Source organism: Halomonas sp. SCS19, assembly GCF_040147015.1.
Taxonomy (GTDB): Bacteria; Pseudomonadota; Gammaproteobacteria; order Pseudomonadales; family Halomonadaceae; genus Halomonas; species Halomonas litopenaei.
Genome location: NZ_JAMSHN010000001.1, coordinates 3,225,255 through 3,238,331, shown reverse-complemented (window position 1 = coordinate 3,238,331; position 13,077 = coordinate 3,225,255). Strand labels below are relative to the sequence as shown.

The 13,077-nt window shown below is 65.2% G+C and carries 9 protein-coding genes; 2 read left to right on the top strand and 7 right to left on the bottom strand.

Translation table 11 applies throughout. The features are described from left to right. Window positions 1-45: 45 nt before the first annotated feature. Together NFH97_RS14095 and NFH97_RS14090 are read right to left on the bottom strand one after the other, a co-directional pair. Complete coding sequence (locus NFH97_RS14095; RefSeq protein WP_349591626.1) at window positions 46-2,184, bottom strand: TonB-dependent siderophore receptor; 2,139 nt, start codon at window positions 2,182-2,184, stop codon at window positions 46-48. Window positions 2,185-2,498: 314 nt separating this feature from the next. Beyond that, the gene (locus NFH97_RS14090) at window positions 2,499-4,202 is read right to left on the bottom strand and encodes a multidrug ABC transporter permease/ATP-binding protein (RefSeq protein ID WP_349591627.1); all 1,704 of its coding nucleotides are present in this window, start codon (window positions 4,200-4,202) and stop codon (window positions 2,499-2,501) included. A gap of 384 nt (window positions 4,203-4,586) precedes the next feature. Between NFH97_RS14090 and NFH97_RS14085 the strand changes: the two genes are divergently transcribed. After that, entirely contained in the window at window positions 4,587-5,189 is a 603-nt protein-coding gene (locus NFH97_RS14085) for a hypothetical protein (protein ID WP_108132487.1), read from the top strand. A 267-nt stretch (window positions 5,190-5,456) separates the two neighbouring features. On the opposite strand, the gene NFH97_RS14080 is transcribed toward NFH97_RS14085, so the two are convergent. The 5 genes from NFH97_RS14080 to NFH97_RS14060 form a co-directional block, all read right to left on the bottom strand. After that, window positions 5,457-6,332: an ABC transporter ATP-binding protein gene (locus NFH97_RS14080; protein ID WP_083970345.1), complete on the bottom strand. Its 876-nt coding sequence runs from the start codon at window positions 6,330-6,332 to the stop codon at window positions 5,457-5,459. Between the two features lie 61 nt (window positions 6,333-6,393). Continuing rightward, the gene (locus NFH97_RS14075; protein ID WP_502878693.1) at window positions 6,394-7,509 is read right to left on the bottom strand and encodes a FecCD family ABC transporter permease; all 1,116 of its coding nucleotides are present in this window, start codon (window positions 7,507-7,509) and stop codon (window positions 6,394-6,396) included. 2 nt (window positions 7,510-7,511) lie between these two features. Beyond that, a complete protein-coding gene (locus NFH97_RS14070; protein WP_502878712.1) occupies window positions 7,512-8,480 on the bottom strand; it encodes a FecCD family ABC transporter permease in 969 nt (322 codons plus the stop codon). Between the two features lie 29 nt (window positions 8,481-8,509). Then, window positions 8,510-9,493 (bottom strand): ABC transporter substrate-binding protein, encoded by a 984-nt coding sequence (locus tag NFH97_RS14065; RefSeq protein WP_349624976.1) that lies wholly within the window; start codon window positions 9,491-9,493, stop codon window positions 8,510-8,512. Between the two features lie 169 nt (window positions 9,494-9,662). After that, window positions 9,663-11,540, bottom strand: a complete 1,878-nt coding sequence (locus NFH97_RS14060; protein ID WP_502878711.1) for a ligand-gated channel protein — start codon at window positions 11,538-11,540, stop codon at window positions 9,663-9,665. A gap of 570 nt (window positions 11,541-12,110) precedes the next feature. Between NFH97_RS14060 and NFH97_RS14055 the strand changes: the two genes are divergently transcribed. Beyond that, window positions 12,111-13,046: a LysR family transcriptional regulator gene (locus NFH97_RS14055; protein WP_124803206.1), complete on the top strand. Its 936-nt coding sequence runs from the start codon at window positions 12,111-12,113 to the stop codon at window positions 13,044-13,046. Window positions 13,047-13,077 lie beyond the last annotated feature (31 nt).

The following is a 13,077-nucleotide window of genomic DNA, read 5'->3' as shown; positions in this document are numbered from 1 at the left end:
TCGATTCAGCGAGTTGATCAGCGGGGCTGGAAGCCCGCCACTGGATCAGAAGCGGTACTTGATGCTGCCGACCACGCTGCGCTCCTCGCCGTAGTAGCACCAGTATTCGCAGCCTGAAACGTACTCTTCGTCGGTCAGGTTGTTGACGTTGACCTGGGCGGTCCACTGGGGCGTGATGTCATAGCTGACCTTGGCGTCCCACAGGGTGTAGGAGTCCACCGTGGCATCAGAGTAGCGCGGGCTGTCCTTGGTCTCGCCCACATAGCGCACACCGCCCCCCAGGTTCAGACCGTGCAGCGCTCCCGGGACCGCGTAGTCCAACCACAACGAGGCCTGGTTACGCGGGATCAGGCCGGCGCGCAGGTCGCGCTCCTCACGGCTGATATCGACGCGTACGTCGGTATAGGTGTAGGCGGCGGTGACCTTGAGGTCGTCGGTGACATAGCCCACCCCCTCGATCTCGAAACCCTGGGACTCGCGCTCACCGCCCTGGCGGTTGGCCGACTCACCGCTGGTATAGAGGGTATCGCTTTCCTCGAGGTCGAACACCGCAGCAGTAATATAGCCATCCAGCCAGTCCGGGGCATACTTGACGCCGACTTCCCACTGCTCGCCCTCGCTGGGACGATAGGCACGACCATCCGGATCGGTGCCGATCTGCGGTGAGAAGGACTCGCTGTAGCTCAAGTAGGGCGAGATGCCGTAGTCGCCCAGGTACATCACGCCGCCGGAGAAGGTGGTCTCGTCCTCGCTGCCGCCACCGTTGTCCTCCCCGTCGATGCGGTTGGTCACGTCCACGCTGTCATGACGCAGGCCGGCCAGGAAGATCCAGCGGTCATCCAGACGAAGCTGGTTCTGGGCGTAGAAGCCGAGTTGTTCCTTGCCTTCCTCGTGATCGGTTCCATTTCGGGAGCTCGGAGTAAAGTTGCCGTACTCCGGATCGAAGATGTCGAAAGGCGAACCGAAGGCGAAATCGTCGTAGTTGTCGTAGTCAATATCCAGATCCTGGTAGTCGACGCCGACCAGCAGGGTGTTCTCGGTGCGATCGCTGTACCAGCGGCCGATGGCGCGGGTATCCACCGTGACCGCGTCGAAGTCGCCGTCGCGATAGGTCAGGCCGCGCTGGGCGTTGCGGTCGTCCAGCAGGTAGGACACATAGACGTCACGCTCGAGCAGATCCAGATGGCTGTAGCGGAAGTTCTGCTCGATGTCCCAGGTATCGTTGAGACGGTGGGACAGTTCGTAGCCCAGCGCCCACTGCTCGTGTTCCTGGCGCTCGTAGTCCGGCTCTCCCAGGTTGTCCTCGGGGTCGAGCTTGCCGAAGGGGGTGTTGTCCACGGTGCCGTAGGGCAGCTTGAAGCCGTTGGTAGGCGTGCCGTGGTCCTTCAGGTAGCTGGCCAGAAAGGTGACGCTGGTATCCTGCGACAGATCGAGCTCCAGGCTCGGCGCCAGATAGACCCGCTGATTGTCGGTGTCCTCGATCTGGCCATCATTCTCGCGGAACAGTCCGACCATGCGATAGCGCACATCATCGCGCCCTGCCACAGGCCCCGAGACGTCGACGCCCACCTGCTCGTGGTCGTCGCTGCCGTATTGCAATTCGATCAGCCCCTGAGGCTCGTCGGTGGGACGCTTGCTGATGGCGTTAATGACACCCCCGGGAGGCGCCTCGCCATAGAGGATCGAGGCCGGCCCCTTGAGCAGTTCGACGCTCTCGAGGCCGAAGGTCTCGGTGCTCCACCAGAAGTAGCCGCCCTCACGAAACTGACGCAGGCCATCCTGGTACAGTGAGTCCTCGCCATTGAAGCCGCGAATATAGAACCACTCGGCCTTGTTGTCCTGGCCGAACGGCTGGGATACCACACCGCTGCGGTAGCGCAGCACCTCGTCGTACTTGTTGACCTGGCGGTTATCGAGTTCCTCGCGGGAGACCTGGGAGGTAGCCCGAGGCGTCTCGAGCACCGGGGTCTCGACCTTCAGCGCCGAGGTGCTCACCACCATGGTGTCGCTCGTCACCTCGGTGACCGCCTCCTCCTGGGCAAACGCCATCCCCGCCCCGGCAAGTGGGGCCAGCCCCAGCGCGAGGCGCACGGCGATGGCAAGCGGGCGACGGGAGACAGGGCTGCCGGGCAGGAAGTCGGTGAACAGTGAGCTGGCGGATGGACGGGGACTGGCGGGTTGCATGCGGTAGGCCTCGGAGCGCATCGAAGACGACAACGAACGACGTTGAACGTTCGTGAAACATCTGCGGCATGCTAATTGTTTTCATTTTTACACGCAATCAAGACCAGCTTTCATTTACAGAAATCCCGCCAAAGGCCGATGTCGATCAAGGGCTGCGAAACCACCTCGCGCCATCAGCGACACCAGAGCGACCCATTAACCACAGGCACACGAAAGCCCGAACAAGCCGTGCTCGGGTGCGAGGGAGCCAGGCAGGGGGGATGGATGAACCGCTGGATGGTGGCGAGAGCGCTCTACCGGCTGAGCGAATCGCCCTACAGCGGATCGAGCCGGGCCACGGCATCACGACTGGCGGCCTCGCGGCTGGACCCGGTGAGTTCGACAAGCTGCCCTGCGCGCATCTCGAACAACCGGTCGGCGTGCTGAAAGTAGTGGTCGTCGTGGCTGATGGCGAACACCGTCTTGCCCATGTCCTTGAGTCGCGGCAGCAGCTCACGATAGAACACCCGTCGGAACTGCGGGTCCTGGTCGGCGGCCCATTCGTCGAGCAGCAGGATATCTCTCTCCTCGGCCACCGCCATCAACAGCGCCAGCCGCTTGCGCTGCCCCTGGGACAGCTCCGGGTTGGTGACCCGCTGGCCGTCGAAGTGAAGCTTCTCGCGCATCGCCAGGTACTCGAGCCAGTCCTCGACCATCGCGGGGTCGGCCTTGTCACCGCCGGGGCCTATCAGGGTGTCGAACTGGTGGAAGTCGGTATACACCGCGGAAAAGCGCTGGCGATAGGCGCCCATCTCAGCGGCCCCCACCTCCTGGTCGTCGATCAAGAGACGCCCCTGGTGGGGCCGGTAGAGACCGGTCAGCAGCTTCGCCAGGGTCGACTTGCCGCTGCCGTTGCCGCCGATCAGAAATACCAGTTCACCACGCCGCAGGGTCAGGTCCAGCGGCCCCACGGCGAAACCCGGGCCTTTCGACGCTCGTCCTGCCCCGTCGTCTTCGTCGGACGCTTTAGCGGGCTCGGGGTAGCGAAAGGCCACGCCTTCAAGGTGCAGTCGCTGCCAACGCTCGCCATCTGCCTCCTGCACCCCGAAGTCGCCCTTGGCCTCGGCCAGATCGAGTCCACGCAGCTTGTCGAAGGCCACTTGGGCGCTTAGCAGCGTCGGCAGTGCGCCCACCGCCGAGATCAGCGGGGTACGCAGGAACAACAAGGTCAACGAGAAGGTCGCCGCCACCTCGGTGGTGGCCCAGCCAAGCCCATTGGCCAGATAGAACACCACCCCGATGGCGCCGAGCATCATGATATTGGAGACATTGACCGCGCTCAGGTGATAGGTGTCGGCGCGGATGACATGGTGACGATAGCGGCGGGCATCATGGTCGTAGGTGTCCTCGAACAGGGCTCGCGCCCGGGCACGATTGAGCGCCAGTTCCTTGCGTCCATCGATGACCGCCTGATAGTCGCGATAGAGCGAATCTTCGGTCGCACGAACCTGGGCCAGATGGCGGTAGACCCGCCCTACCAGCCAGGCCCCTCCTGCCATGGTCAGCGTGACCCACAGCGCGGTGACCAACAGCAGCCCGGGGGACAGCCAGCCGAGATACAACGCCGAGCCCAGCGTCAGCACGATGCCCTGAACCAGCTCGGGCAGACGTACGAAAGCGATGGTGATATTGCGGATATCGCTGGACAGACTGGCCAGTAATTCGGCGCTGCCCAGGCGTTCGAGGCGCTCGATATCGGTATCGAGGATCTGCTTGACCAGGCGGCCTCTCAGGCCATAGACAAAATGATGCCCCAGGGTGGTCAAGGCCAGCTGAGAGGCCAGAGTCACGGCCAGCAATGCCACGATCACCCCGAGAAACTGCGGCAGCACGCCGAGCGCATCTCCGGACACCTCGATCAAGCGGCGGTTGATAAAGGCGATGGCGCCGATACCCAGTCCGGCACTGGCAAGGCTCAGCAGCATGACGCCGATAAAGGGCCAGCGATAATGACGAAAGACGACGCTCAACAATTCCACGAAACAGGACCTCGAGGGGCGGGCCGGACGGCGCTTTCGCACCGCTTAAACGGTGTCGATCGTCGCCCTGGCCATGATAATGCGGGCAAGGGGCCGGTATTGTCCCAGAGGCAACACACCATGGAAAGCCGCATGCGCACCTGACTTTTCAAACAGGGATCATCCCTGAAATAGCGCCAGGTCGGCTCTTTCGTGCACGTTTGAAACAAGCTCTATGGCGGCGTCATCGATAGGCAACAGAGCCTTGCATGTTTCTTTCACAAGACTGGCTTGAAATCTTGTACATAACCTCCACAATGATTCGTGCAACATCGCAAGTCGCAGCACAGGAACCCGCTGCGACCGATGACATCGCTGGAACCATCCGCGAGAAGGAGAAATGGAATGATCCGCAAGAATCTGCTGACTACCGCTATCGCAAGCACCGTCTTCGCCGGCACCATGGCCGTGGGCACCAACGCCTTCGCCGAGCAGAACACCGCTCAGAATAATGGCGCCGGTAACCAGCAGCAGGCTCAGGGCCTCTACTCCGCCGATGAGCTGATGGACGCCGACGTTTTCGCCAAGGGTTCGAGCGAGGATGAAGTGGGCGAAGTCGAGGACATCCTTCTCGACAATGACATGAAGGTCCGCGCCATCGTCGTCGAAGCGGGCGACCTGCTTGACCTCGGCGGCAACGAGTATGTGGTCGAAACCGGCAACTTCACCGTGCAGACTGCCAACGGCGACAGCCTCGACAACATCGAGTACAGCGTTCATCTGGACATGACTCAGGACGAGGTGTCCCAGCTGCCCGAATACACCGATACCTGGTGGAACCAGACCAAGTCCAGCGTTCAGCAGGCCTGGATGGACACCAAGGAAGGCGCCCAGAGCGCCTGGCAGACCACCAAGTCTGCTACCGCCAACGCCCTGACCAGCGCCGGCAACGCCATCGAAGGCGCGGGCGACAATGCCCAGGACGCCGCTCAGGACGCTACCAACTAAGAGCGATCCGAAGCTGACGGGCAGCGCCCGTCAGCCAGAGAACACACCTGGCCTTCGCGCCGGGTGTGTTGCGTTTGGCTCCCCGAATTCACTTCCCTAAAGGCCTGCATACCCGTTCGGCCCCGCCAACCATGACCCGCCGCCGACTATTCCTCGCGCCGACTATGCCTCGCGCCAACCAGGCCCTGCCGACCAAGACCTGGCGACTAGGCCTCGCGCCAACTAGGCCCTTCTGACCAAGACCTGCCGACCAAGACCTGCCGACGATTAAGCTCTCCGACTAAGCCCGGCCAGCAATGGCTTGCCGGTCAGCGGGTCTTCCACCAGCGAGCAGTCCACGTCATAGAGTTGCCTGACCAGTGCCGGCGTCACCACCTTTTCCGGCTCGCCCTCTGCCACCAGGCGCCCATCGCGCATGGCGACCAGGTGATCGGCGTAGCGGCAGGCGCTGGAAAGATCGTGGACCACCATGATCACCGTACGCCCTCGCTCCACCAGCCGATGCAGCAGTTCGAAGACCTCCAGCTGGTGACCCAGATCCAGCGCCGAGGTGGGCTCGTCGAGCAGAATGATCGGTGTCTGCTGGGCGATGGTCATGGCGATCCAGGCGCGCTGGCGCTGACCGCCGGACAGGGTATCGAGGGCGCGTTCGGCCAGGTCCTCAAGCCCCGCCGCGGCGATGGCGCGTGCCACCACCGCCTGGTCCTCCTCGCTCCACTGGCGATACCAGGCCTGGTGGGGCTGGCGCCCGAAGCGAATCAGATCGCTGACGCTCAGCCCCTCCGGTGCCGACGCTTCCTGGGGCAACAGGGCGATGCAGCGGGCCAGCTTGCGCGCCGCAAACCGCTTGAGGTCCTGGCCTTCGAGCCAGACGCGCCCGCCACTTGGTGCATGCAGGCGGGACAGCCCGGCCAGCAGCGTCGACTTGCCGCAGCCGTTGGGGCCGACGATGGCGGTGAGCTTGCCCCGCGGGATCGTCAGGTCGAGACCATCGATGACCTTGTGACGGCCGTGGCAGAGCACCAGGTCCTCGACCACATAGGGATGCGGCACTGCGGTGTCCCGCTGCTGGCCCGAATCCGGGTGCGAAGCCACCTCAGCCCGGGGAATCCCATCGGATCGTGAAGACAGCGTCAGTGACATCAAGGTCCCCTTGCACAAGCGCCCCCGGCCGCCATTGGCCCGGGAGCGGGTCAATATGAATTCAGCGGCGAATCAGTATCCACAGAAGCCAGGGGCCACCGACCACGGCGGTGACGATGCCCACCGGCAGCTCCAGCGGCGCCAGCATCAATCGTCCCGCCAGGTCGGCCAGCACCATCACCGCCGCCCCGGCCAGGGCCGCAGCGGTCAGCGGGACCTGACGGTTGCCGCACAGATGGCGCGCGATTTCCGGACCCAAAAGCCCCACCATGCCGACCGGCCCCGCCACCGATACCGCCAGCGCCGTCAACGCCACCGATACCACCAGTACCTGCAGCCTGCGACGCTTGAGCGGCGTCCCCAGGCCGAGTGCCACGGCGTCGCTGAAACGCATCAGGCTAAGCGAGCGCGACAGCCACAGCGCCACCGGGGTGAGCAGCGCAAGACCGATGGCGAGAACGACGACGGCTCCGGCCGGCCGTGAGTTCAGGGTGCCCACGGTCCAGGGGTAGGCGGCGTTGGCCGCATCGATGGCGGCACGCGACAGTATCAGCTGGGTCACCGCGGCGAAGATCGCCCCGACGCCGATGCCGGCGACGATAAAGCGATAGCCCTTGGCACCGCCCTTGGCACCGCCCCCGGCGGCAAGCCCGAAGGTCAGGGCCGCTGCGGTGGCCGCCCCGGTCAACGCCATGGCAGAAGGCGCCAGGCTCAAGCCCATCCCCACCACCGAGGCCACCGCAAAGGCGGTGGCACCGTTGTCGATGCCGATGATGCCGGGCGTGGCCAGACGGTTGCGCGCCAGCGTCTGCATCAGGCAGCCCGACAGCCCGAAGGCGGCGCCGCTGGCAAGCGCCGCCAACAGCCGTGGCAGGCGGAGCTGTTCCACCACGAAGGTATCGAGCATCGCGCCCTGCCCATTGATGACCGCCCAGATTTTACCCGGCGACAGCGGCTTCTCGCCGAGGCACAGATAGGCCAGACTCGCCCCGACCAGCAAGACAGCGAGCAACAGGGCGCCGAAAAGCTGGCGTCGATCGACCAGCAGGCTGAACCGCCCACTGCGCAGCAGCCACATGCCGTCGGGGGTGGCGCTGGCATCGCGGCGGCCGTGACAGTCGCGATATACATCCGGCGAGCGGGTGGCGGCGGCAGACAAGGAACGATCATCCAGCATGGTCACAGGCTCGGCAGGCGGCGGGCGCGGACGACGCTGATCAGCACCGGCGCCCCGCATAGCGCGGTCAGCACCCCCAGCGGCATCTCCGAGGGCGCCACCAGGCGGCGCGAGATCACGTCGGCGGTCAGCACCAGTAGAGGCCCCAGCGGCAGGCACAGCCACAGGGTGCGACGCAGCTCCGGGCCGGCGATGGCACGGGCGATAAAGGGCACCACCAGGCCGACGAAGGCGATCGGCCCGGCGATGGCGGTGGCCCCGCCCACCAGCAGGGCGACGATCAGGATGGCCAATAGCCGCAGTCGCCCCGGATGGTTACCGAGACCGGCGCTGGCGCGCTCGCCCAGCGCCAGGCTGGCCAGCGGCCGCACCACCATCACCAGCACCAGCGCCGCCAGCGCCATGCTTGGCAGTACCGCCAGCAGGTCGTCGAGCCGCCGTCCCGACAGGCTACCCACCACCCAGAAACGAATCTCGTCGGCGGCGCGCCGGTCGGTGATCAGGATCAACGAGGTCATCGCGCCAAGCAGCCCCGAAAAGGCCGCCCCCGCCAGCACCAGGCGCACCGGATCGGCGCCGAGCCCACGGATGCGGCTGACCCCGAGCACGCACAGACAGCCGAGCAAGGCCCCCAGCTGGGCCACGCCGATGCGCAGCTCCAGCAGGCTGCCACCCAGCAGCAACATCAGCGCGACGGCAAAGGCGGCGCCGGCGCTGACGCCGAGCAGGCCCGGCTCGGCCAGGGGATTACGGGTGATCGACTGCAGCAGGGTACCGGAGACACCCAGCGCCACCCCGACCACCAGGCCGACCAGGGTCCGCGGCAGCCTCAGGTCCCACACCACGAAGCGTGCCTCCTCGTTGCCCAGGCCCAGCAGCGCCTGAAACGACGGCACCGGGCCGATCTCCCCGGCACCCACGACAAGGCTCGCCATGATGGCGAGCCCAAGCAGAACGACAAGGCCGAACAGTATTCTTGCGGGTAAGCTGCGCTCTGCACTCACGGTGTCACGACGCCCTCCAGGGCCTGCTCGATGTCATCGAGCACCGCCTGGGCAGCGATGGGACCGCTGGCACTGGTCCACAACTGGCCGTCCACCGCTACCACACGGTCGTTGCCGACCACCGCCAGACGCTTGAAGGCGTCGCTCTGCATCGCCTGATCCAGCGCCTCGGCCCCGTTGGCGTCCAGGGTCGCGACGAACAGCCAGTCACCGTCGACCCGGGACAGCGCCTCCAGGCTCAGCGGGTCGCTGTGGGGCCGTCCCTGCGGCACCAGCTGATCGTCCTGGACGTCGAGGCCGGCGGCGGCGAGCAGGCCGGTGGTGAAAAGCTCGGTGGACATCACCAGCGGCCCCTGGGGCATCCAGCGAATCAGGAAGGCGTTGTCCTGGGACGTCTGTGCCTCGAAGGTAGCGGCGAGCTCGGCGGCGCGCGCTTCGACCGTCTCGATGGCGCGATCGATCTCGCTTTCATGGCCCAGCGCCCTGCCGAACAGCCGCGCCTCGTCCTTCCAGGCCTCGGGGTCGAAGCCCTCGGTCGCCGGTACCACGGTGGGGGCAAGCTGCGACAGCAGCGCGTAGGTATCCTCGGACAGTCGCGAGGAAGCCAGGATCAGGTCCGGCTCGAGACCGACCACCGCTTCCACATTGACCTCGCCGGCGGTGCCCACGATCTGGATGTCGGGCACCTCATCCTTCAGGTAGTCGGCCACGTCCTCGGCGGCGCGGGTCGCCACCGCGCCAAGCGGCGTCACCCCGGCGGTCAGGGAGGTGTCCAGTGCCCCTTCGTAGAGCGTGACAACCCGCTCGGGCTGGCCCTGGATCTCGACCTCACCGAAGGCGGTGTCGAGGACGCGAGGTTCCTCCTGGGCGCTGGCCACCCCCAGGGTGACCAGGCTGAGTCCGAGTGCCAGGCCGATCCCCGGACCTACTTTCTGGCCCAGCGCGACGGCGCCTCGGGCCAGGGGTGACATTCCACGCATGCTCATCTTCCTTGTCGGTTCCCCCGCAATGGGGCGGGGCATCACTATTGACGCTTATAGTAATCAATCTCGTTTGAGAATACCTGCCCTTCTCGTCCAGGCTCGCGCAACGATGCGTTCGATCATGGCGGACAGGCATTCTCATTTCTTGCCTTGGTCCCTCAGAGGGTCAGAAATCGACGTTCAGCCCCAGCCACAGCCGGCGGCCATCCTCGACGTAGCCATACTCGTCGTAGTCGATGTCTTCATCGAACAGGTTGTAGATGCCGACGTTGACGCGGGCGGCGTCGGTCAACTGATAGCCAAGGCCGGTGTCGACGAAGGTGTAGTCCGGCGCGACGATTTCACTCTGGGACGGGCCGGTGGTGGGCTGACTCTCGTCGCCACGGTAGGTGACCCGGGTCCACTGGGACAGGCGATCGTTGATCTCCCAGTCGAGACTGGCCGAGAACTCGTGCTCCGGCAGCTGAGTCAGAGGCTCGCCCTCGTACTCGCCACTCTTCTGCTCGGAGTCGGTGTAGGTGTAGCTCGCCGACAGCTCGAGCGAGTCGCCAAGCGGCGTCGACAGTGACAGCTCCACCCCCTGGGTGACCGCTTCGTCGACGTTGACCCGATAGGTGGGGTTGCTGCCGAACTGGTTGGGGCCGTCGGTACAGACGTCGGCCGGGCACTCGATCCGCGTGATCTTGTCGTCGAAGTCGTTGTGGAACAGCGTGGCGCTGGCCGACAACCCGCCAGTCCCGTTATAGAGAAGGCCCAGCTCCTTGTTGAGCGAGGTCTCCGGCTCGAGATCCGGGTTGCCGTAAACGTCACCGCCGCGGCTGACCTGGCCCCAGTCCGGGGTGATTTCCCTGAGGTCCGGCGAGCGATAGCCGGTGGACACGCCACCCTTGAGGGTCCAGTCCTGGGTCATGTGCCACACGCTGTAAAGCCGTGGGCTGATCTCGGAGCCGTAGTTCTCGTCATGATCCATGCGCACGCCACCGGTCAGCGACCAGTCGTCGAGCAGCATCCATTCGTCCTCGGCGAACAGCGCCCATTGGCTGTTGCGGACATTGGTGAGATCCGATATCTGATTCGAGGTACGATCGTCCAGCTCCTCTTCCTCGAAGCTTGCGCCGACGGTGACGATATGGGCACCGAGCGGCACCACCAGGCTCGACTTGGCGTTGGTGTTGGTGATCTCCATCTCGCGGGTCTCGTTCTCGGACACCTCGCGCTGGACATAGGTCTCGCTGGTGCCGAAGGAGAAACGCCCGGTATGGGTCAGGGCGACGTACTCCTGGGTGTAGTCGTCGAAGCTGTCCTCACAGGCGCCACGACAACCGTCCGGATCGACGCTGTTGCCCACCAGCGCCTCGCGCTGCTGCTCGGTGCGACTGGCCTCCAGCGCCAGGTCGTGGTTGACGCTGGGTGTCAGCGACAACCTCGCGGTCAGGCTCTGGACCTGCTTGTCCTCGTAGCCATAGAGGATATTGTCTTCATCGCGCTGGGTCGCACGGCCGTAGAGGGTCAGCCCGGCCAGCCCCTCGACCAGCGGACCAGAGGTATAGAAGTTGGCCTGGCGGCTGTCGCCGGACGCGCTGTCTTCCTGCAGCATGGTGTCGAGTTGCAGGTTGCCGTGCCACTCATCGGCCACCTTGCGGGTGATGACGTTGATCACCCCGCCGATGGCATCGGAGCCGTAGAGGGTGGCCATGGGACCACGCACTACCTCGATGCGCTCGATGGCCTGCAGCGGCGGCAGCCAGTCCTGCTCGAAGCCGGCGCTGCCGTTGGGGCGGGTCTCACGGGTACTGACGCGGCGCCCGTCGATCAGCAGCAGGGTGTACTCCGCGGGCATGCCGCGCATGCTGATGTCGTAGCCGTTGTCGCCACCACCGCCGCCGGTGACGATCACCCCGGGCACGTCACGCAGGGCGTCGGTGACGTCCTGGTAGTAGCGCTTCTCCAGATCCTCCCGGGTCACCACGCTGATCGAGGCCGGCGCATCGGCCACGCTCTGATCGAAGCCTGAGGCGGTGACCACCACGTCATCAAGCGCCATGTCTTCGGCGCCGAGCGCCGGCACTGCGCCACACAGGGCGATCCCCGACAGCCCCGCCGCCAGGCGGCGAATGTGAAGCGATAGCGGGTGAAGCGACAGAGGGTGAAGCGACAGGCAACGAGCAGACAGGTTTTGAGACGGCAGAGGTTGAGCTGACAAGCGCTGAGGCAACATCTTCTTCATGACTCCGAAAAGGGGTGGCAAGCCACCCGGTGGCACGCGCAATGGCTGGCGTTTCAGGACCGCCGCCCTGGGTCGAGACGACCTGCGCACAACAATGAATGTGAATATTTATCATTTAGATTCTTCCATCAAAGTTGCACAATTGCTCGTGAACGTGACGTTGCAACTCTCGCAACCCCCTCCCGTAGCTGGCTTGCCTGCCTGATTCGCCCGCCCCTACTCGCCTTGCCCGCCTGCCCCCCCCCGGCTTGCGTCGCACCACGCGCAGGAAGTGCACGGCTGGGCATGCGGTAGAGGCCGCCAGCACAAGGGAGAATGATTTTCATCCGCACGATCCCGTGGCATACTGGCGGTTCGTGTTGCCCCTCTTCCCGCTTGCGTGATGCCATGCCAGATCTCGACGAACTGCTTGCCTTCAACCGCGTCATGGAGACCGGAAGCCTGACCCAGAGCGCCATCCAGCTCGGTCTGGCGAAGTCGACCTTGAGCCGGCGAATCAGCCAGCTCGAGTCGCGGCTGGGCCAGCCGCTGCTCAAGCGTCAGGCCAACCAGCTCCTGCCCACCGAGGCCGGACAGCGCTACTACGTGATCAGTCGGGAAATCCTGGAACTGGCCGAACAGGGTCAGCGCACCCTGGACAGCCTGCGCGAGGACGTCAGCGGCGAGCTTCATGTCGAAGCCCATCGCACCCTGACGCGAAGCTGGCTGGGCGGCGTGATGGAGACCTTTCTGGAACGTCATCCGGCGATACGCCTGACGCTGAGTACCGGCGAAACGGCACCACGGGATCCCGACTTCCAGGGCATCTGCGTATGGCTTGGCGAGACCGACGAGGGCAACCTGCGCCAGGAGCGCCTCGGCGCGCTGGAGCGCGGCATCTACGCTCATCCGGACTATCTGGCGAAGCACGGTACCCCGGAGGCACCCGACGCCCTTGGCCATCACGCCTGGATCGACCTGATGGGCGACAGTCAGGGCGGCATCACCCTGTCCCACCGTCACGGCGGCACGGTGCACTTCCAGCCACCGGCGTCACGCTTTCGCGTCGACCAGTCGATGCTGCATATCGACGCCATCGCCCGGGGACGCGGGCTCGGCATCCTGCCGGTGTGGACCACCGAAGCCCGCGAACGCCATCACCCCGGCGAACTGGTGCGCTGCCTGGAAGACTGGTCGCTGGCACCGCTGCCGGTGACCCTGCTTTACGGTTTCGGCCATCAGCCGCGCAAGGTCAGCGCCCTGCTCGACCATCTGCGCGACGCCGTGCCGGACGCCTGGCGAGCCCTGGAGACCACCGCCCTGCCCCGCCGTCAGGCGGGGTGAGCCCCTCCCGCCCTGCTTGCATGTTTGCTAC